This is a genomic window from Pseudomonas caspiana (assembly GCF_002158995.1).
GTDB lineage: Bacteria > Pseudomonadota > Gammaproteobacteria > Pseudomonadales > Pseudomonadaceae > Aquipseudomonas > Aquipseudomonas caspiana.
Genome location: NZ_LOHF01000014.1, coordinates 73,674 through 95,150, shown reverse-complemented (window position 1 = coordinate 95,150; position 21,477 = coordinate 73,674). Strand labels below are relative to the sequence as shown.

At 57.1% G+C, this 21,477-nt stretch carries 15 protein-coding genes and 2 tRNA genes; 12 read left to right on the top strand and 5 right to left on the bottom strand.

Going from position 1 to position 21,477, the window contains the following annotated elements; genetic code table 11:
* Positions 1 to 112: 112 nt before the first annotated feature.
* Both AUC60_RS16935 and AUC60_RS16930 read right to left on the bottom strand, forming a co-directional pair.
* Positions 113 to 199 (bottom strand) — tRNA-Leu (locus tag AUC60_RS16935).
* A gap of 197 nt (positions 200 to 396) precedes the next feature.
* Positions 397 to 483, bottom strand: a tRNA-Leu gene (locus AUC60_RS16930).
* Between the two features lie 225 nt (positions 484 to 708).
* Between AUC60_RS16930 and rnr the strand changes: the two genes are divergently transcribed.
* The 11 genes from rnr (at position 709) to AUC60_RS16875 (ending at position 17,755) form a co-directional block, all read left to right on the top strand.
* Positions 709 to 3,339, top strand: a complete 2,631-nt coding sequence (gene rnr / locus AUC60_RS16925) for a ribonuclease R (protein ID WP_087269861.1) — start codon at positions 709 to 711, stop codon at positions 3,337 to 3,339.
* The gene (gene rlmB / locus AUC60_RS16920; protein WP_087269858.1) at positions 3,336 to 4,097 is read left to right on the top strand and encodes a 23S rRNA (guanosine(2251)-2'-O)-methyltransferase RlmB; all 762 of its coding nucleotides are present in this window, start codon (positions 3,336 to 3,338) and stop codon (positions 4,095 to 4,097) included. The genes rnr and rlmB overlap by 4 nt, the downstream gene beginning before the upstream one ends.
* Positions 4,098 to 4,373: 276 nt before the next feature.
* Positions 4,374 to 4,799 (top strand): 30S ribosomal protein S6, encoded by a 426-nt coding sequence (gene rpsF / locus AUC60_RS16915; RefSeq protein ID WP_027900435.1) that lies wholly within the window; start codon positions 4,374 to 4,376, stop codon positions 4,797 to 4,799.
* 28 nt (positions 4,800 to 4,827) lie between these two features.
* A complete protein-coding gene (gene rpsR, locus AUC60_RS16910; RefSeq protein ID WP_002551829.1) occupies positions 4,828 to 5,058 on the top strand; it encodes a 30S ribosomal protein S18 in 231 nt (76 codons plus the stop codon).
* Between the two features lie 37 nt (positions 5,059 to 5,095).
* Positions 5,096 to 5,986 carry a hypothetical protein gene (locus AUC60_RS16905; protein ID WP_087269854.1) on the top strand — a complete coding sequence of 297 codons (891 nt, stop codon included), beginning with the start codon at positions 5,096 to 5,098 and terminating at the stop codon, positions 5,984 to 5,986.
* Between the two features lie 19 nt (positions 5,987 to 6,005).
* Positions 6,006 to 6,452 carry a 50S ribosomal protein L9 gene (rplI, locus tag AUC60_RS16900; RefSeq protein WP_020293665.1) on the top strand — a complete coding sequence of 149 codons (447 nt, stop codon included), beginning with the start codon at positions 6,006 to 6,008 and terminating at the stop codon, positions 6,450 to 6,452.
* A 124-nt stretch (positions 6,453 to 6,576) separates the two neighbouring features.
* Complete coding sequence (dnaB, locus tag AUC60_RS16895) at positions 6,577 to 7,971, top strand: replicative DNA helicase (protein ID WP_087269851.1); 1,395 nt, start codon at positions 6,577 to 6,579, stop codon at positions 7,969 to 7,971.
* Between the two features lie 245 nt (positions 7,972 to 8,216).
* A complete protein-coding gene (locus tag AUC60_RS16890) occupies positions 8,217 to 10,520 on the top strand; it encodes a YgiQ family radical SAM protein (protein ID WP_087269848.1) in 2,304 nt (767 codons plus the stop codon).
* A gap of 327 nt (positions 10,521 to 10,847) precedes the next feature.
* Complete coding sequence (locus tag AUC60_RS16885; protein ID WP_087269845.1) at positions 10,848 to 14,141, top strand: transglutaminase family protein; 3,294 nt, start codon at positions 10,848 to 10,850, stop codon at positions 14,139 to 14,141.
* Between the two features lie 225 nt (positions 14,142 to 14,366).
* The gene (locus AUC60_RS16880) at positions 14,367 to 16,862 is read left to right on the top strand and encodes a circularly permuted type 2 ATP-grasp protein (RefSeq protein WP_087269842.1); all 2,496 of its coding nucleotides are present in this window, start codon (positions 14,367 to 14,369) and stop codon (positions 16,860 to 16,862) included.
* Positions 16,862 to 17,755, top strand: coding sequence for a transglutaminase family protein (locus AUC60_RS16875; RefSeq protein WP_087269840.1), 894 nt, complete (start codon positions 16,862 to 16,864; stop codon positions 17,753 to 17,755). The genes AUC60_RS16880 and AUC60_RS16875 overlap by 1 nt, the downstream gene beginning before the upstream one ends.
* Positions 17,756 to 17,840: 85 nt before the next feature.
* Here the strand turns inward: AUC60_RS16875 and AUC60_RS16870 are convergent, their stop codons facing one another.
* A complete protein-coding gene (locus tag AUC60_RS16870) occupies positions 17,841 to 18,035 on the bottom strand; it encodes a hypothetical protein (RefSeq protein ID WP_087269837.1) in 195 nt (64 codons plus the stop codon).
* A gap of 404 nt (positions 18,036 to 18,439) precedes the next feature.
* Here AUC60_RS16870 and azu point away from each other — a divergent pair, with 404 nt between their 5' ends.
* Entirely contained in the window at positions 18,440 to 18,886 is a 447-nt protein-coding gene (gene azu / locus AUC60_RS16865; protein ID WP_087269834.1) for an azurin, read from the top strand.
* A gap of 247 nt (positions 18,887 to 19,133) precedes the next feature.
* On the opposite strand, the gene nadE is transcribed toward azu, so the two are convergent.
* Positions 19,134 to 19,961, bottom strand: coding sequence for an ammonia-dependent NAD(+) synthetase (gene nadE, locus AUC60_RS16860; RefSeq protein WP_087269831.1), 828 nt, complete (start codon positions 19,959 to 19,961; stop codon positions 19,134 to 19,136).
* A 46-nt stretch (positions 19,962 to 20,007) separates the two neighbouring features.
* Positions 20,008 to 21,207: a nicotinate phosphoribosyltransferase gene (gene pncB, locus AUC60_RS16855; RefSeq protein WP_087270025.1), complete on the bottom strand. Its 1,200-nt coding sequence runs from the start codon at positions 21,205 to 21,207 to the stop codon at positions 20,008 to 20,010.
* Positions 21,208 to 21,477 lie beyond the last annotated feature (270 nt).

The window sequence follows — 21,477 nt, the reverse complement described above, 5'->3', positions numbered from 1 at the left end:
GGGCGCTGGGGGATTTTTGTGGGAGCAGAGCCTGCTCTGCTCCCACGGGTCCGGCTGCAATCCAAACCCCAGAAAGCACAAAACCGAGCACATGGCTCGGTTTTGTTTGAATTGGTGCCCAGAAGAAGACTCGAACTTCCACGACCTTGCGGTCACCAGCACCTGAAGCTGGCGTGTCTACCAATTTCACCATCTGGGCAGCATCAGCAGCGTTGCACGCCGTTGATGGAGCGCACTATACGGAGCAGGTTTTGATCTGTAAACCCCTGTTTTGGTTTTAATAAATGCTTTCCAGCTTCTGGGAATAAAAATAGAAAACAAAAATCTGAAATGCAAAAACCCGCTTTCGCGGGTTTTTGTGGGAGTCAGTAGATTTTACAATCTGCTACTCGAAATTGGTGCCCAGAAGAAGACTCGAACTTCCACGACCTTGCGGTCACCAGCACCTGAAGCTGGCGTGTCTACCAATTTCACCATCTGGGCAGTACCGACAAGCGTCTGCCTGTCGATGGCGCGCACTATACGGAGCGCTTTTTACACTGTAAACCCCCGTGGCGAAAAAAATCTGAAAAATTTCGCAGGCGGCGTATTCCGGGGCTCTTTTGCGTCTTGTCACAGGTTTTTCAGGCGCTGTTGGAGTCTGAAATTTCCCGTTTCAATAGGTGTATGCCAAACTAGCCCGCATATAGACAAGGTGAAAACTATCTAATGGCCGATTGGCAGTCCCTCGATCCCGAGGCCGCTCGTGAAGCGGAAAAATACGAAAACCCTATCCCCAGCCGTGAATTGATTCTGGCTCACCTCTCCGAGCGCGGTTCGCCGGCGAGCCGTGAGCAACTGGTGGAAGAATTTGGCCTGACAACTGAAGATCAGTTCGAAGCCCTGCGCCGCCGTTTGCGAGCCATGGAACGCGACGCGCAATTGATCTACACCCGTCGTGGCACTTATGCCCCGGTGGACAAGCTGGACCTCATCCTGGGACGTATCTCCGGGCATCGTGACGGTTTCGGCTTCCTGGTACCTGACGATGGCAGCGATGACCTGTTCATGAGTCCGGCCCAGATGCGTCTGGTGTTCGATGGTGACCGTGCTCTGGCGCGCGTTTCCGGCCTGGACCGTCGCGGTCGTCGTGAAGGCGTTATCGTCGAAGTGATTTCTCGCGCCCATGAAACGGTGGTCGGTCGTTACTTCGAAGAGAGCGGTATTGGTTTTGTCATTCCAGACAATCCAAAAATCCAGCAGGAAGTGCTGGTCACTCCGGGGCGTAATAACAACGCGAAGATCGGTCAGTTCGTCGAGGTGAAAATCACCCACTGGCCGACTCCGCGCTTCCAGCCTCAGGGCGATATCGTCGAAGTCGTTGGCAACTACATGGCGCCCGGCATGGAAATCGATGTCGCGTTGCGCACCTATGATATTCCTCACGTCTGGCCTGAGGCCGTGCTGAAAGAAGCCGCCAAGCTCAAGCCGGAAGTTGAAGAAAAAGACAAAGAAAATCGCGTCGACTTGCGTCATCTGCCGTTCGTTACCATCGACGGTGAAGATGCTCGCGACTTCGACGACGCGGTTTATTGCGAAGCCAAACCCGGCAAATTGCGTTTGTTCTCGGGCGGCTGGAAGCTCTACGTAGCCATCGCTGACGTATCGAGCTACGTGAAGATCGGCTCGGCACTGGATGCTGAGTCGCAAGTGCGTGGCAACTCGGTGTACTTCCCCGAGCGCGTTGTGCCGATGCTTCCTGAGCAGCTTTCCAACGGCCTGTGTTCGTTGAACCCGCACGTTGATCGTCTGGCCATGGTTTGTGAGATGACCATCTCCAAGTCTGGCGAGATGACTGACTACGTGTTCTACGAAGCGGTGATCCATTCTCACGCACGTCTGACCTACAACAAGGTCAGCACAATGCTGGAACAGCCTAAAAGCAGCGACGCCCGCCAGTTGCGGGGCGAATACCCGGAAGTGTTGCCGCACCTTAAACAGCTCTATGCGCTTTACAAGGTGCTGTTGGGCGCTCGTCATACTCGCGGCGCTATCGATTTTGAAACGCAAGAAACCCGCATCATCTTCGGGACCGAGCGCAAGATCGCGGAAATTCGTCCGACCACTCGCAACGATGCTCACAAGCTGATTGAAGAATGCATGCTGGCCGCTAACGTGGCCACTGCCGAGTTCCTCAAGAAGCACGAGATTCCTGCGCTTTACCGCGTGCACGATGGTCCTCCGCCTGAGCGTCTGGAAAAACTCCGGGCGTTCCTGGGTGAGCTGGGTCTATCCCTGCACAAAGGTAAAGACGGTCCGACGCCGAAGGATTATCAGGCGTTGCTGGAAACTGTACGTGATCGTCCGGACTATCACCTGATCCAGACGGTAATGCTGCGTTCGTTGAGTCAGGCGGTGTACAGCTCTGACAATAACGGCCACTTCGGTCTGAATTACGAAGCGTATACCCACTTCACCTCGCCGATTCGTCGTTATCCTGACTTGCTGACTCACCGTGCAATCCGCAGCGTGATTCGCTCCAAGCAGGACACGCCGCATGTGCGTCGTGCTGGCGGGGCGACGATTCCGAAAGCGCGTATCTACCCGTACGACGAGGCGATCCTCGAGCAGTTGGGCGAACAATGCTCAATGAGCGAGCGCCGTGCCGATGAAGCCACCCGCGACGTGGTGAACTGGCTCAAGTGTGAGTTCATGAAAGACCGCGTTGGCGAGTCCTTCCCGGGTGTGATCACCGCCGTAACCGGCTTTGGTCTGTTCGTTGAACTGACTGATATCTACGTCGAAGGTCTGGTGCACGTCACTGCATTGCCGGGCGACTACTACCACTTCGATCCTGTGCATCACCGCCTGGCGGGCGAGCGCACCGGTCGTAGCTTCCGCTTGGGCGACACGGTTGAAGTGCGCGTTATGCGTGTGGATCTCGATGAGCGCAAGATCGACTTCGAGATGGCCGAAAAAACCATCAGTGCACCGATTGGTCGCAAACGTCGTGGCGCCGAACCGCAGCCTGTCGAAAAAGCCGCCGCTCCAGAGCGTGCGCCGAGCAAGCGTCCGGCCAAGGCTAAAGCCAAGGCCAGCGCGGAGCCTGAAGCCTATCGGCCTAGTGATGCAGCAGCGAAAAACGCTGAAGTGCGTAAAAGTCGAGAATTGAAACAGGCTCTGCTGGCTGAAGCGAAGGGTGGTAGCAAGGCATTGTCGGGAAAGTCCGGTAAAGCCGGTTCTGCGCCATCATCGGACAGACCTGCTAAACCCAGTAAACACCGTAAAGGCCCGCCGAAAGCGGGTTCGGCCCCAGCCGCGAAAAGCGGCGGGGCGCGCAAGCCTAAGGCCAAGTCATGAGTTCGTTGGAAAAAATCTACGGCGTGCATGCTGTAGAAGCGTTGTTGCGTCACCACCCAAAGCGGGTCAAGCAAATCTGGCTGGCCGAGGGACGTAGCGATCCTCGTGTTCAAGTGCTGGTTGCGCTGGCCGGTGAGAATCGCGTTTCGATCGGCCAGGCCGAGCGTCGTGAAATGGATGCGTGGGTCGATGGCGTGCATCAGGGTGTTGTTGCTGAAGTCAGCCCTAGTCAGGTCTGGGGCGAGGCAATGCTCGATGAACTACTGGATCGTACCGAAGGCGCTCCGCTGATTCTGGTGCTCGACGGTGTAACCGACCCGCACAACCTTGGCGCTTGCCTGCGCACTGCCGATGCTGCCGGAGCGCTGGCAGTGGTTGTCCCCAAGGACAAGTCCGCAACTCTGACGCCTGCAGTGCGTAAAGTGGCTTGCGGTGCGGCTGAAGTCATCCCGTTGGTTGCTGTGACGAACCTGGCACGCACTCTGGAAAAGCTTCAGCAGCGTGGCCTTTGGGTTGTCGGTACGGCGGGGGAGGCTGAGCAGGAGTTGTATCAGCAAGACCTCACCGGTCCGACCATTCTGATCATGGGTGCCGAAGGTAAGGGCATGCGTCGCCTGACCCGTGAACATTGCGATTACCTGGTGCGTCTGCCGATGGCAGGCAGCGTCAGCAGCCTCAACGTATCGGTTGCAACCGGTGTTTGCCTGTTTGAAGCGTTGCGTCAGCGTAATGTGAAAGCGGCCGGCACCAAGAAGTAATATCCCTGTAGGAGCTGACGCAGGCTGCGATTGGCCTTCAATCGCGACGACGGTCCTTCGGATCTTCACAGCCTGCGACAGCTCCCGCAGAGGCTTTACTGCAATTGTTCAAATATTCACCAATTGCCTTGCACCTCTGCATCCCCTTCTCTACAATTGCGCCCCTTGCTGTCACGGCAGGCGCTCATGTGCCTGTCCCTGAGCAAGACTAACAGTGTCATTCACTCCTTGTCTGACCGCTTATTGGCGGCAGGCTACAACCCGTAAGGAGCATTCATGCGTCATTACGAAATCATCTTTTTGGTCCACCCGGATCAAAGCGAGCAAGTCGGCGGCATGGTAGAGCGTTACACCAAGCTGATCGAAGAAGACGGCGGCAAAATCCACCGTCTGGAAGATTGGGGCCGTCGTCAACTGGCTTACGCAATCAACAATGTTCACAAGGCTCACTACGTGATGCTGAACGTTGAGTGCACTGGCAAGGCTCTGGCCGAGCTGGAAGACAACTTCCGCTACAACGATGCAGTGATCCGTAACCTGGTCATCCGTCGTGACGAAGCCGTAACTGGCCAGTCCGAGATGCTCAAGGCTGAAGAAAACCGCAGTGAGCGCCGTGAGCGTCGCGACCGTCCTGAGCACTCCGACAGCGCCGATGGCGTTGATGGTGATGACAGCGACAACAGCGATAACGCTGACGAGTAATCCACGGACCTTTTAAGGAGCCAATCACATGGCACGTTTCTTCCGTCGTCGTAAATTCTGCCGCTTCACCGCTGAAGACGTGAAAGAGATCGATTACAAAGATCTCAACACTCTGAAAGCATACGTATCCGAGACCGGCAAAATCGTTCCAAGCCGTATCACTGGTACCAAAGCACGTTATCAGCGTCAGCTGGCCACCGCTATCAAGCGTGCCCGCTTCCTGGCCCTGCTGGCCTACACCGACAGCCACGGCCGCTGAGACCGGGCAGTCGACAAAGTAGTAAGGGATCTAATGCATGCGCGCCTTGGCTGAATTCATCATGCGGGGACGTTTGCAGGCCATGCTGGTTGTGGCCGGATTTGCGGCATTGCCGCTGTTGTACTGTGTGAGTGCCGCCGCAGCTAGTCTTGTGCTACTGCGGCGCGGTTCGGACGCCATTGGCGTCATTGGTGTGGGAGTGCTTTCAGCGTTGGTTTGCTGGTACTTCCAGAAGGATCCCAGTGCACTGTTAGTGTTGCTGGGGGCTTGTGGTCTGGCGCTGGTTTTACGCGCAGGCCACACCTGGAATCGCGTGCTGCTGGTCAGCGTGGTAGTCGGGTTGTTGTGTGCAGTGAGCCTTGGAACGGTGTTCAGCTCCATGGTTGACAGTTTGAGTCAGGAGTTCGAGAAACTCATGCCTCAGGCTTTCGGTGAGGTCTACGAGAAACTCTCGGCAGACCAGCGAGTTACCTTCGCTTCACTGATTCCGCCTCTGATCATCGGTTCAATAGCGGTTACGTTGCAGGTTTTCAGTGTGTTGTGCCTGATTCTTGGGCGCTATTGGCAGGCGCTGTTGTACAACCCCGGTGGTTTTGGTCGCGAATTTCGTCAGATCAGAATCCCTAAAGGGCTGGCGTTATCGCTGCTGGCAGCGATGTTTGTAGGGCCGATGCTTGGCGTACAAATGTTGGTTCTGTTGCCGTTGCTGAGCGTACCGTTGGCCTTCGCCGGGCTAGCCTTGATTCATGGGCTGGTGGCGCAAAAAAAACTGGCCAATTTCTGGTTGGTGGGGATGTACGTCACGCTGGTGCCATTCATGCACCTGATAGGTCCGTTGCTTGTGGTTATTGCCATTGTCGACAGCCTGATTGATTTTCGCGGTCGTCTGGGATCGAAAGACTCCGATAGCGCGAACGGTGAAGGTTAAAAGTTAAGAGGATTTTCACATGCAACTGATCCTTCTGGAAAAAGTCGCTAACCTGGGCAACCTGGGCGACAAAGTAAATGTTAAGGCCGGTTACGGTCGTAACTACCTGCTGCCTTACGGCAAAGCTACCGCTGCGACCGCTGCTAACATTGCTGCGTTCGAAGAGCGTCGTGCCGAGCTGGAAAAACTGGCTGCAGACAAAAAAGCTTCTGCCGAAACTCGCGCTGCCCAACTGGCTGAGCTGGAAGTGACTATCACTGCCACCGCTGGTGACGAAGGCAAGCTGTTCGGTTCGATCGGCACTCACGACATCGCTGATGCACTGACCGCCTCTGGCGTTGAAGTTGCAAAAAGCGAAGTTCGTCTGCCGAACGGCACCATCCGTAACGTTGGCGAATTCGACGTAGCCGTGCACCTGCACAGCGACGTAGAAGCAACCGTTCGCGTTGTCGTGGTGGCTGCTTAAGCAGTACGTAATCGTCTGGCGACTTGTTCGTCAGAGGGTTAACATCGGGCACGATCCTGTTTACAGGTCGTGCCCTTTGTCTTTCTGTACCGATGGTTTTTACCATCCCTGATTTCGAGTCGACATGAACGATATCTCCGCCCCCGAGCAATATGATCTGCAAACTGCTGCCCTGAAGGTGCCGCCGCATTCCATCGAGGCCGAACAGGCAGTACTCGGCGGTCTGATGCTGGACAACAACGCCTGGGAACGCGTGCTCGATCAGGTGTCGGACGGTGACTTCTATCGACATGACCATCGCCTGATCTTCCGCGCCATCGCACGTCTGGCTGATCAGAACCAGCCGATCGACGTGGTAACCCTGGCCGAACAGCTGGAAAAGGAAGGTCAGACTTCGCAAGTGGGCGGTCTGGGCTACCTCAGTGAGTTGGCAAAAAACATCCCGTCGGTGGCTAACATCAAGGCCTACGCGCAAATCGTCCGGGAGCGGGCGACCTTGCGGCAGTTGATCAGCATCAGCACCGAAATTGCTGACAGCGCGTTCAACCCGGAAGGGCGTAACGCCGAAGAGATTCTCGATGAGGCCGAACGGCAGATCTTCCAGATCGCTGAAGCGCGTCCGAAAACGGGCGGTCCAGTCGCTGTGACCGATCTACTTACGATGGCCATCGATCGTATTGATACGCTATTCAACACTGATAACGCTATTACCGGACTTTCCACCGGTTATACCGACCTGGACGAGAAGACCAGCGGCCTGCAACCGGCCGACTTGATCATCGTCGCGGGTCGTCCGTCCATGGGTAAAACCACGTTTGCCATGAACCTGGTGGAAAACGCCGTATTGCGCAGCGACAAGGCGGTACTGGTTTACTCGCTGGAGATGCCAGGTGAATCGCTGATCATGCGTATGCTGTCTTCGCTGGGGCGTATCGATCAGACCAAGGTCCGTGCCGGTCGCCTGGAAGATGACGACTGGCCGCGTCTGACGTCTGCGGTCAACCTGCTCAACGAACGCAAGTTGTTCATCGACGATACCGCGGGCATCAGCCCCTCGGAGATGCGTGCCCGGACCCGGCGTCTGGTGCGTGAGCACGGTGATATCGCCCTGATCATGATCGACTACCTGCAGCTGATGCAGATTCCGGGTTCCGGTGGTGACAACCGGACCAACGAGATTTCCGAGATTTCCCGCTCGTTGAAAGCCCTCGCCAAGGAATTCAACTGCCCGGTCGTTGCTCTGTCGCAGCTCAACCGCTCCCTGGAGCAACGTCCGAACAAGCGCCCGATCAACTCCGACTTGCGGGAATCCGGAGCGATCGAGCAGGACGCCGACGTCATCATGTTCGTTTACCGGGACGAGGTGTATCACCCGGAGACTGAGCATAAAGGCATTGCTGAGATCATCATCGGTAAGCAGCGTAACGGTCCAATCGGTACAACGCGGCTGGCGTTCATCGGCAAATACACCCGCTTTGAAAACCTCGCGCCGGGCAGTTACAACTTCGAAGATGAGTGATGTGTGGGATGTGTCTGACGACCGCCCGTAGGACCGGCTTTAGCCGGGAGAGCGGTATTTCTGGCTAAGGAAAATTATCGGATTACCAGCGCCCTCCCGGCTAAAGCCGGTCCTACGGTTACGGTTAAGCCCTATTGGGTCGCCACACCTGTCACTCAATTCCGACCACTACCGTCGGACTTGATCAAAATTTGTGCTATATTCCGCGCCCGCGATTTTTCCAACGTGCAAACGTAGGTTCCGACATGCAAGCAGCCAAGCCGTTATTTGACTATCCGAAGTACTGGGCCGAATGTTTCGGGCCTGCGCCTTTCCTGCCCATGAGCCGGGAAGAAATGGATCAGCTTGGCTGGGATTCCTGCGACATCATCATCGTCACCGGTGATGCGTACGTCGATCACCCGTCGTTTGGCATGGCAATCATTGGCCGGCTGTTGGAGTCTCAGGGCTTCCGCGTCGGGATCATTGCCCAGCCTAACTGGCAGTCCAAAGACGACTTCATGAAGCTCGGTGAGCCGAACCTGTTCTTCGGTGTCGCTGCCGGCAACATGGACTCGATGATCAACCGCTACACCGCGGACAAGAAAATCCGCTCCGATGACGCCTATACCCCAGGCGGCATGGCGGGCAAGCGTCCGGATCGCGCCAGTCTCGTTTATAGCCAGCGTTGCAAGGAAGCCTACAAGCATGTGCCTATCGTGCTGGGCGGCATCGAAGCTTCGCTGCGTCGTATTGCACATTACGATTACTGGCAGGACAAAGTCCGTAACTCGATTCTGATCGACGCCTGCGCCGATATTCTGCTGTACGGCAACGCCGAGCGGGCAATCGTCGAAGTTGCTCAGCGTCTGTCCTACGGCCACAAGATTGAAGACATCACCGATGTGCGCGGCACCGCGTTCATTCGCCGTGATACGCCTAAAGACTGGTACGAAGTGGACTCCACCCGTATCGACCGTCCAGGCAAGATCGACAAGATCATCAACCCGTATGTGAACACCCAGGACACCCAGGCCTGCGCCATCGAGCAGGAAAAAGGCCCGGTTGAAGACCCGAACGAGGCCAAGGTCGTACAGATTCTGGCCAGCCCACGCATGACCCGCGACAAAACGGTTATCCGTTTGCCGTCCGTGGAAAAAGTACGTGGCGATGCCGTTCTCTACGCTCACGCCAACCGCGTACTGCACCTTGAAACAAACCCGGGTAACGCTCGTGCGCTGGTGCAGAAGCATGGCGAAGTGGACGTCTGGTTCAATCCGCCTCCGATTCCGATGACCACTGAAGAAATGGACTACGTGTTCGGCATGCCGTACGCACGTGTCCCGCATCCTGCGTACGGCAAGGAAAAGATTCCTGCCTACGACATGATTCGTTTCTCTGTGAACATCATGCGTGGCTGTTTCGGCGGCTGTACCTTCTGCTCGATCACCGAGCACGAAGGCCGGATCATTCAGAACCGCTCTGAAGAGTCGATCATTCGCGAGATCGAAGAAATTCGTGACAAGGTTCCAGGGTTCACCGGGGTCATTTCCGACCTTGGCGGCCCGACTGCGAACATGTACCGCATTGCCTGCAAGAGCCCGGAAATCGAGTCCGCTTGCCGCAAGCCGTCGTGCGTATTCCCTGGTATCTGCCCGAACCTGAATACTGACCATTCGTCGCTGATTCAGCTGTATCGCAGCGCTCGTGCTTTGCCGGGCGTGAAGAAAATTCTGATCGCTTCCGGCCTGCGCTATGACCTCGCGGTCGAGTCGCCGGAGTACGTTAAAGAGTTGGTGACTCACCACGTGGGTGGTTACCTGAAGATCGCCCCGGAACACACCGAGGAAGGTCCGCTCAACCAGATGATGAAACCGGGCATTGGTAGCTATGAGAAATTCAAGCGCATGTTCGAGAAGTATTCGAAGGAAGCAGGCAAGGAGCAGTACCTGATTCCTTACTTCATCGCAGCCCACCCGGGTACCACCGATGAAGACATGATGAATCTGGCGCTGTGGCTCAAGGGTAACGGTTTCCGTGCTGATCAGGTGCAGGCTTTCTATCCGTCGCCTATGGCCTCGGCGACCGCCATGTATCACTCGGGCAAAAACCCGCTGCGCAAGGTCACCTACAAGAGCGATGCGGTGACCATCGTGAAAAGCGAAGAGCAGCGTCGTCTGCACAAGGCGTTCCTTCGCTATCACGACCCGAAAGGCTGGCCAATGTTGCGCGAAGCGTTGATCCGTATGGGTCGCGCCGACTTGATTGGCTCGGGCAAGGATCAGTTGATCCCGCAACATCAGCCTGCAACCGACAGTTACCAGAGCGCCCGACGTAAAAACTCGACCCCCGCCGGTAGCCATAAGGTAGCCAAGGGAACCACACGGATCCTCACCCAGCACACCGGCTTGCCACCTCGCGCCAGCGACGGCAGCAAACCTTGGGACAAACGCGAGCAAGCCAAGGCTGCCGCCGAGGCGCGTAACAGGCAGGCTGCCAAAGAGCGTATGGATGCTGCGAAAGGCAAAGGTCCCAAGCCGCCAAAGCGTAAGCCTGTAGTTCCGCGCTAAACCCGCTTACCAGCTTTTCTGTAGCAGCTGCCGAAGGCTGCGAAAGAGGTGTGGACTAAAGCGCACATCCTTGTAGGAGCCAACAAGTTGGCTCCTACAAGGGCTGCGTTTGCTGCAAGTCAATCAGTCTCAGTGGCTCAGGGCAATCTAGCTCCGAAAAATTTCCCCTCCCCACGCCTTATTTCTGTGCAACGCTTGCACCGCGGGGCACAGTGGGCGCTTTAATAGTGCCTGGTTCTGCCTCGCCACCGAGGAACCGCCGTATTTGCCCGGATGGCATAAGTCTTGCGCGGTTCCGATACCGTCCAGGCTCGCAGGAGGCACGCCGTGTCGATTCATATTGCCTTGCACCATGTCACGCATTACCGCTACGAGAGAGCGGTTGAGCTAGGTCCGCAAATTGTTCGTTTGCGTCCGGCGGCTCACAGCCGTACCCGAGTGCTGTCGTATTCACTGAAAGTCCTGCCGGAAAACCACTTCATCAACTGGCAGCAGGATCCCCAGGGCAATTATCTGGCGCGGCTGGTCTTCCCGGAAAAGACCAATGAGCTGCGTGTTGAAGTCGATCTGGTCGCCGAAATGGCGGTCTTCAATCCGTTCGACTTCTTCCTTGAGCCCTATGCCGAGAAGATCCCGTTCTACTATGCCAGCGAAGAGCAGCGCGAGCTGGCGCCGTATCTTGAAAAACTGCCACTGACGCCGAAGTTTGCTGACTATCTGGCCAGCATCGACCGCACCCCGTTGCCAGCCATCGACTTTCTGGTGGGGCTCAACCAGCGCCTGAGTCAGGACATCGATTACCTGATCCGCATGGAGCCCGGTGTACAAACCCCGGAATTCACGCTGGAAAACGCGTCCGGCTCATGCCGAGACTCGGCGTGGCTGCTGGTGCAGTTGCTGCGTCACTTGGGCATGGCTGCGCGTTTCGTGTCCGGCTACCTGATTCAGCTCAAGGCCGATGTTGAAGCCCTCGACGGGCCTTCGGGCACGGATGTCGATTTCACCGACCTGCACGCCTGGTGTGAGGTTTATCTGCCCGGCGCAGGTTGGGTGGGTCTTGACGCCACTTCCGGTTTGTTCGCAGGTGAGGGGCACATCCCCTTGGCTTGTAGTCCTGAACCGTCATCGGCGGCGCCGATCAGTGGCTTGGTCGAGCCTTGCGAAACCGAGTTCAGCCATGAAATGTCGGTGGAGCGTATCTGGGAAGCACCTCGCGTCACCAAACCTTACACCGAAGAACAATGGGCCGAGATTCAAGCGCTGGGCCATCAGATCGATCGCGATCTGACTGACAACGATGTGCGCCTGACGATGGGCGGCGAACCAACCTTCGTCTCCATTGATGATCGCGACGGTGCCGAGTGGAACACTGCTGCACTGGGGCCGAAAAAGCGTGCCTTGTCGGCCGAGCTGTTCCAGCGCATGCGCAAGCACTATGCGCCGCTGGGTATCGTGCATTTTGGTCAGGGCAAGTGGTATCCGGGCGAGCAACTGCCGCGTTGGTCGCTTAACTGCTTCTGGCGCCAAGACGGGCAGCCGGTCTGGCACAACAATGCGTTGATCGCTGAAGAAACCGAAAACTACGGCGCGACAGGTGAGCTGGCGGGAAGGTTTTTGGCCAGCGTGGCCGAACGACTGAAAGTGCCTACGCGTTTTGTGTTCCCGGCCTACGAAGACAATTTCTATTACCTGTGGCGTGAGGGCGCACTGCCTGCCAACGTCAGCGCCGAAGACTCACGCCTCAGTGACGAACTTGAGCGTGCACGGCTGCGCAAAGTGTTCGCTCAAGGTCTGGACAAGGTTATCGGTCAAGTCCTTCCTCTGGCGCGCTCCGTTGATGGTGATCGCTGGCAGAGCGGTCGCTGGTATCTGCGGGACACCCATTGCCGCTTGGTGCCCGGTGATTCGGCGCTGGGCTATCGCTTGCCGCTGGCATCGCAACCTTGGGTCAAAGCGGCGGAATATCCGTTCATTCACCCCACCGACTTCAATCAGGATTTCCCCGAGCTGCCAGATGACGGGCAAGTTCAGGCGCAACTCACCGGGCTCACCGAGCAGCCAGACGCCAATGCTGAGCGTATGCCGAAGATCGACGAGTCGGCTGACTGGCTGACCCGCACGGCCTTATGTGCCGAAGCGCGGGAAGGGCGTTTGTACCTGTTCATGCCACCGCTGGAAAAGCTTGAGCATTATCTGGAGTTGGTGGCGGCCATTGAGGCCAGCGCTGAAGAGCTTAACTGCCCGGTCTTGCTCGAAGGCTACGAGCCGCCGAGCGATCCGCGTCTGGCGAATTTCCGTATCACGCCTGATCCGGGTGTTATCGAAGTTAACGTGCAGCCGTCCGCGTCCTGGGATGAACTGGTAGAGCGCACCGAATTTCTCTACGAGCAGGCGCGTCTGACGCGGCTGACCACCGAGAAATTCATGATCGATGGCCGTCATACCGGCACCGGCGGTGGCAACCACTTTGTTCTGGGGGGCGCGACGCCGGGTGATTCACCTTTCCTGCGCCGTCCTGACGTGCTGCGCAGCCTGCTCAGTTACTGGCATAACCATCCATCGCTGTCGTATCTGTTTTCCGGGCTGTTCATTGGCCCGACTTCACAGGCTCCGCGGGTTGATGAGGCGCGTAACGACTCTCTGTACGAGCTGGAAATTGCGTTTGCGCAAATGCCCAAACCCGGCGAAGAAGTTGCGCCCTGGGTCGTTGACCGGTTGCTGCGTAATTTGCTGATCGACGTCACTGGCAATACTCACCGGGCTGAGTTCTGTATCGACAAGCTCTATTCCCCTGACGGCGCTACTGGCCGACTGGGCCTGTTGGAGCTGCGCGCCTTCGAAATGCCGCCCCATGCGCGGATGAGTCTGGCTCAGCAGTTGTTGCTGCGTGCATTGGTTGCGCGGTTCTGGCGCGAGCCGTATGCGCCAGCCAAGCTGGCTCGTTGGGGCACAGAGCTGCATGACCGCTTCATGTTGCCGCACTTCATTGAGCAAGACTTTGCGGACGTTATCGAAGAGTTGAACGGTGCTGGTTATCCGGTACGTGCCGAGTGGTTCGCGGCGCATCTGGAGTTCCGCTTCCCTAAAGTTGGTGATTACGCGGTCAGTGGCATCGAGCTGGAATTGCGTCAGGCGCTAGAGCCTTGGCATGTGCTGGGTGAGGAAGGTTCGGCCGGTGGTGCGGTGCGTTACGTGGACTCCTCTCTGGAGCGCCTGCAGGTCAAGATTAATGGCTTGCCGCCGAAACGGTATGTATTGACCTGTAATGGCATTGCGATACCTTTGCAGCCCACCGGACGAGTTGGCGAGTTTGTCGCCGGTGTGCGTTATCGCGCCTGGCAGCCTGCCAACTGCCTGCAACCGACTATTCCAGTACATGCGCCGCTGGTATTCGACCTTGTCGATACCTGGATGCAGCGTTCTCTGGGCGGCTGCGAGTATCATGTCGCGCATCCTGGCGGTCGCAACTACGAGACCCTGCCGGTCAACGCCAACGAAGCGGAAAGCCGTCGTCTGGCACGGTTCTTCAGGATCGGTCACACCCCCGGCAAACTGGAAGTGCCTTTGCTGAGCATCAACGATGAACTGCCGATGACGCTGGATATGCGTTTGCATAGATAACAAACCGGCATCGTTCAGGAAGTACGAACCTTATAGGCGCTCACGAGCACCACGAGGCAGCGATGTTGGTCTGCCTGATACACCGTCATCGCGGCCTCGCGGTGCTCGTGCGCTCCTACAGGGAATCCGGTTTTGTATAAGAGATTCCGTCAGTCGCAAGCAGCTAACCATCAGCTGACATCCGACTGCGCTACTCTGAAATTTTTAGTCTCTGCCGAGCTTTCCATGCGCGACTTGCTTGACCAATATCCGTTGTTCGCGGGTACCTATCACGAAATGCTTGATGCCGATGGCGCTGTTCGCCCCCATTGGCAGCGCATGTATGAGCACCTTCAGCGCAGCACTCCCGCGCAATTGATTCAGCGGCAGGCGCTGTTGGCCCGGCAAATTCAGGAAAATGGCGTGACGTACAACGTCTATGCCGATCCCAAGGGCGCTGACCGGCCGTGGGAGCTGGACCTTCTGCCGCACCTGATTCCCGCCGAAGAATGGCAACAGGTTGCCGCCGGTATTGCGCAACGGGCGAAAGTGCTCAACGCGGTATTGGCTGATCTGTATGGCCCGCAAACGCTTATCGCAAAAGGCCTGCTGCCCGCCGAACTGGTGTTCGGTCACAACAACTTCCTCTGGCCTTGCCAAGGTATCACCCCGCCGGAGGGTGCGTTCCTGCACATGTACGCGGTGGATCTGGCACGCACCCCTGATGGCCGCTGGTGGGTGACGGCAGATCGTACGCAAGCGCCGTCCGGTGCGGGTTACGCTCTGGAGAACCGTCAGATCGTGTCCCGTGCTTTTCCGGAAACCTATCGGGACTTGCAGGTTCAGCACCTGTCCGGTTTTTTCCGCGCGTTGCAGGAAACCCTGGCACGCCAGGCGCCAGCCAATAACGAAACACCGTTAATCGTGTTGTTGACGCCGGGCCGCTTCAACGAAAGCTATTTCGAGCATCTGTATCTGGCGCGCCAGCTGGGTTATCCACTGGTTGAAGGCGGCGACCTCACGGTTCGTGATGCAGCGGTGTATCTGAAGACCCTCAGCGGTCTGCGTCGAGTGCACGCCATCATGCGTCGTCTGGATGATGACTTCTGCGATCCGCTGGAGCTGCGCACCGATTCCGCGCTCGGCGTGCCGGGCCTGCTGGAAGCGGTGCGTCAGGGCAAAGTGCTGGTTGCCAATGCGTTGGGCAGCGGCGTGCTGGAGTCACCGGGTCTGCTGGGATTTTTACCGAAGATTTGCCAGCACCTGTTTGGCGAAGACTTGATCCTGCCGTCCGTTGCGACCTGGTGGTGTGGTGAGCCGCCCGTATTGGCTCAGGCGTTAGAGAAGCTGCCGGATTTGTTGATCAAACCCGCTTTCCCTTCCCAGAGTTTCTCGCCGGTATTCGGTCGAGATTTGAACAAAGCCCAGCGCGAAGCCCTCGCACTGCGCATGCAGGCCAGGCCCTACGCTTATGTAGCTCAGGAATTGGCGCAGCTGTCTCACGCGCCGATCTGGCAGGCCGATGGCGAACAATTACAGCCTCGTGCCATTGGCATGCGTGTTTATGCCGTGGCCAGTTCTGAAGGCTACCGAGTCTTGCCGGGCGGATTGACTCGCGTTGCTGCTGAAGCCGATGCCGACGTGGTCTCGATGCAGCGCGGCGGTGCCAGTAAAGACACATGGGTGCTGGGCGAACTTTCGCAAACCGGTGAGCCCTGGAAAAGCCAGCGCACATTGGGCGTGCATGACTTGATCCGCCGTGACCCGTATTTGCCCTCTCGCGTAGTAGAAAACCTGTTCTGGTTTGGCCGTTATTGCGAGCGTTGCGATAACAGTGCGCGTTTGCTGCGCATCATGCTGACCCGTTATGTGGATGGCGACGATCCTGAAGCGCTTGAGGCCGCCGTGGCGCTGGGTGAGCGTCTGAACCTGCTGCCTCAAGAGGAGGAGGGCGGTACGTTGCCTGAGCGGCTGCTTGCGGCTCTTCTCGGCGAAGAGTGGCCGTTCAGCCTGCGCGCTAACCTGCAGCGCTTGCAGTGGGCAGCCTCGCAAGTACGCGGCAAGCTGTCTCGGGAGAACTGGCAGGCGCTGGTCGAATTACAGCGCGAAGCCACTAGCCTGGACAGCAAGGATCCGGATTTTGGCGAACTGTTGGACTTCCTCAACCGACTGGTCATGTCGCTGGCAGCGTTATCCGGGTTTGCTCTGGATGACATGACCCGGGACGAAGGCTGGCGCTTTTTGATGATCGGTCGGCGTATCGAGCGTCTGAAGTTTCTCAGCAATAGCCTGGCGGCGTTCCTGCGCAGCGCTGCCGTGACCGATCAGGCTGGTCTGGAATGGCTACTCGAACTGGGCAACAGCAGCATTACCTACCGCTCGCGATACCTGGCCGTACCGCAGTTGATTCCGGTGCTGGACTTGCTGTTGCTCGATGATCAGAACCCTCACGCTGTGCTGTTCCAGCTCAAACTGGTATCCAAGTCGCTGAATCGTCTGAACGAAGAGTTCGGCGCGCCTCGCGATGCGAGCCTGGGGACGCTGGTTCGACGCCTGTCGAGTTTCGACCTGGGTTGTCTGGAGAACCCCTTGTTTGGTGACAGCAGTATCAAGGCGGTATTAGAGGGCCTTGCAGACATGTTGCAAAGCATTGGCGATGCCAGCGCACAAGTTTCGGATCGATTGGCTTTGCGTCACTTTGCCCACGTCGACGATATCAGCCAACGTACGGTGTCTGTCTGATGAGCGCCCGTTACCAGATTTTTCACGACACGCATTACAAATACGACAGCCCGGTTTCGCTGGCCCAGCAGTTGGCACACCTGTGGCCGCGACCCAATCCCTGGCAGCGCTGTACTGAGCAGCAGTTGCTGGTCAGCCCGATTCCGACGATTCGCCGTGATGAGTTCGACGTGTTCGGCAACCCGCTGACGCGTCTGGCTTTTGAGCGGCCTCATGATGAGTTGGAGGTCAATGCGCGCCTGCAGGTCGAAGTCCTTGAGCGTGCGCCGCTTAACTTCAATCATTCGCCCGCGTGGGAAATGACGCGCAGCATCATGACCTACAACGCTCGGCCGATGTCGGCGGACATCATGGAAGCCTGTCGCTATCGTTTCGAGTCGCCCTATGTGCATTTGAAGCAATCGTTCATCGAGTTCTCGGCGGATTGCTTCGTGCCGAGTCAGCCGCTGATGTGGTGCGTACAGGCATTGATGGAGAAGATCTTCACCGAGTTCACGTTTGACGGCGAAGCCACACAGGTCGCAACACCCTTGGTTGAAGTGTTGGAAACACGCCGTGGCGTCTGCCAGGACTTTGCCCACTTGATGCTGGCCTGCTTGCGCTCACGTGGCTTGTCGGCACGATACATCAGTGGTTATTTGCTGACTCAGCCACCACCTGGCCAGCCGAGACTGATCGGCGCGGATGCTTCCCATGCGTGGGTGTCGGTGTTTTGTCCGGTGCTGGGGTGGGTAGACTTCGATCCAACCAATAACGTGCAGCCGGCGCTGGAGCACATCAGTCTGGCATGGGGACGGGATTTTTCAGATGTATCGCCATTACGCGGCGTGATTCTTGGCGGTGGCAGTCACGACCCTGAAGTGCGGGTGACGGTGATGCCGATCGAAGGGTGAGGTGTCGATGGCTATCCACCGGTAGGAGCTAACGTGTTGGCGACGCGGTGGAACTGACACGCCGCTTCGCCAACAAGAAAGTATTTCAGCTAGCTGGCTTGTCGTCAGTGCTGGTCTGTTCCACTGGCGCAGCTTCATCGGTCGCGTCAGATGCCTCGGTCTCGCCTTCAGTACTGGTTTCGGCCAGGGCAGCATTTTTGCGCTGTAGCTTTTCCTCTTTCTTCTGCTCTTTAGCCAGATCTCGCTGACGTTTCGCGAAGGAGTAGTTAGGTTTAGCCATGGGCGATCCTCTTTTAAGGCGATTAATGGCGTCATTCTGCCTGAGAAAGGCGTCGGGCACACGGCGTTGTATGTCCTCCGGTCCAAAGCCTTAATTCCCAAGTGCGGCTTTTCGTCTTTAAGTCGTCATTAAACCCGGTTTGATTCCTCTGCATAGCTGCCGGTGGCACCGCAAGCGTAAGCCGCGAGCAAACTACGGAAAAGACTGTTGAGCTGCATGATGATCTTCCTGAAAAGTGGCGATGAGGCATCTTGCGCGGGCGACCGACATAGCGCTCGTAGATTGTTTCGATGGCTCCGATAGCTGATTGCCACTGAGCCTTGTTGACGCAGGTCATTGGAACCTGGCGACTTATCAGGCAGTCTTGCTGTAATTAACAAAATACCCAGCCTTGGAGATTCCCCATGATTCGCAAGCTTGTTGCTGTATCCCTGCTGACATTGGCCAGCGGGCATTTGCTGGCGGCAGAGTGCAGTACGACTGTCGACTCCACCGATCAGATGTCCTTCAAGACCAAGGCCGTTGAAATCGATAAAAGCTGCAAGACCTTCACGGTCAACCTCACGCATTCCGGCAGCCTGCCAAAGAACGTCATGGGCCATAACTGGGTGCTGAGCAAAGAAGCAGACATGCAGGCTATCGCTACTGATGGCCTGGGTGCAGGTATCGACAAGCAGTACCTGAAAGAAGGCGACGCTCGCATCATCGCGCACACCAAAGTGATTGGCGCTGGCGAGACGGATTCGGTGACCTTCGATGTGTCGAAGCTGGATCCGGCTGAAAAGTATGGCTTCTTCTGCTCGTTCCCAGGCCACATCAGCATGATGAAGGGCACTGTGACGCTGAAGTAAGCGTTCCCTCAAGAGCACCCCGGTCCATGGTGCCGCGCTGTCTTGCGGCAAGGATTGGACCTATAGGAGCTGCCGAAGGCTGCGATCGCGGAGTATCAGGAGAAATGCTTCGCAGCCTTCGGCAGCTCCTACAGAAAATGCATTTCAGTCCACTGGATTGCATGTTGTTTGATAACTTGTTTGCGAGGCGGTGTGTCAGGTAACACGCCTCGCGAACAAGTTCACTCCTGCAGGGGCCTCGCCCGCATCAAGGCGCGTACGGCAATTCCCGCTTGTGCTGGGTTTTGGCGTAGGTGTCGCAAATGATCTTGAACGCTTCTTCACGCACTGGCTCACCATGCAGGAAGGCGTCGATCTCAGCGTAAGTCACGCCGTGTGACGCTTCGTCCGGCTTGCCTGGCATCAGGTCTTCCAGGTCTGCTGTCGGCACTTTCTCAACCAGCGACTCCGGCGCACCGAAGTGGCGGGCAATAGCGCGAACCTGGTTTTTTACCAGCCCGCTCAGTGGTGCGAGGTCACAAGCGCCGTCGCCAAATTTGGTGAAGAATCCCATCACGGCTTCCGCTGCATGATCGGTCCCGATCACCAGGCCCTGATGAGCGCCAGCGATGGTGTACTGCGCGACCATGCGCATGCGCGCTTTGGTGTTGCCGAGTACGAAATCCACAGCGCTGGCATGCTGACCTTCGAACGCCTTGATCTCGCTCGCCATCGCTTTTACCGCGCCGCCGATGTTCACCGTGTGGCGTATGTCCGGATTGATGAAGTCCACCGACGCCTGAGCTTCGTGTTCGTCATGCTGGACGAGGTAAGGCAAGCGTACAGCGATAAATTGGTAGCTTTCGTCACCGGTTGTGGACCGCAGTTCTTCAACGGCGCGCTGAGCCAGCAACCCCGCGGTCAATGAGTCCACCCCGCCGCTGATGCCCAATACAAGGGTTTTGAGTCGGGCGTTGGTCAGGCAGTCCTGAATGAAAACGATACGCCGGGCGACCTCGGCCTGAAGTGCGTTTTCGTCGGCGAAAGGTGGTTGGACCTTGAGCTGCTCAGCAATCTGGAGCTGTACGGCTTGCATGATTCACTCCTTGGTAAGGATGGAGGCGACGGATTCTGTTTGCGGATTAATCCGCCACTTTGAACACATGTCGCAGGTACGAGACGAAATTGGGGTCCTTGCATTGCGTCTTGCCGGGCTCGTCGGAAATTTTCGCGACGGGCTGTCCGGCGCAGGCGGTCATTTTCAGGACGATACTCATGGGTTCAACGCCCGGTATGTCTGCGGTCAGGTTAGTGCCTATTCCGAAACTGACATTGATGCGACCGCGCAACGCACGAAATATTTCCAACGCCTTGGGTAAAGTCAGGCCGTCAGAGAACACCAGCGTCTTGCTCATAGGGTCAATGCCCAGCTTCTGATAGTGCGAGATGCATTTTTCGGCCCACTTCACCGGATCGCCGGAGTCATGGCGCAGACCGTCGAAGAGTTTGGCGAAATACAGATCGAAGTCCCGCAGGAAGGCATCGGTGGTGATGCAGTCTGTCAGGGCAATCCCCAGCAAACCCCGGTATTCATGCACCCAACAGTCAAGCGCGGCGCTCTGACTGTCGATCAGGCGCGGCCCGAGCTGTTGATGAGCCATGATCCATTCGTGGGCCATGGTGCCCAACGGTTTCAGGTCAAACTTGCGTGCCAGTTGCACATTACTGGTGCCGACGAACTGGCCAGGGAAGTCACGCTTGAGCACGTCGACGACTTCTTCCTGAACGCGGTAGGAAAAACGCCGACGGGTGCCGAAGTCCGCGACCTTGAGTTGGGCCAATTCGTCAGCATCAGCGTTGGCGGCGAGCCAGTCGAACTTGCGATAAAGCTGATCTCGCGCCTGGCTGAGCAGAATCTCAGGATGACGATGGCGGTTGCGCACCTCGCTGACGATCGCGAGCACGGGTACCTCGAAGAGGATCACATGCAGCCATGGCCCCTGCAGGCGAATGCACAGCTCATCATTTTCAATAGTGGTTTTGACGTAGCGGGTGTTGAAGCGGAACAAGCCAAGAAACCTCAGGAAGTCTGGCTTCATGAAGTTGATGCGTTCCAGGAAGTTCAGCTCCGGAGCCGCCAGTGACAGTTCGCACAGTTTCTGGATTTGTTGCTGGATTTCACCCAGGTAAGGGCGCAATTCCTCACCATTACGGCAGCGGAACTCCCACTCAACGTCGACGTTGGGGTAGTTGTGCAATACCGCCTGCATCATGCTCAGTTTGTACAGATCGGTGTCGAGCAGGTTTTGCACGATGCGATTGGAGAAAGCGCTTTCGCTCATTGGGTCGCTCCAGCAGGACCGGCCGCCAGACGCGGCCAAACAAAAATGAATCAAGTGGTCACGGGCGTCCCGTGGCAGAGCCATCGAGCGCTCATTGAGCTTGTTGTTGATAATGCCCGACATAATGCCAGCCGAGGCGGAATAGGGGCAGTTTTCTTTGGCGGGGGAGTTCGTGGAACTGCCGAAGGCCGCGATTGATGTGTTTCAGATGTATTGATTTCGCAGCCTTCGACAGCCCTTATCAAGCATGAAATGGCTAGCTGACCTGTA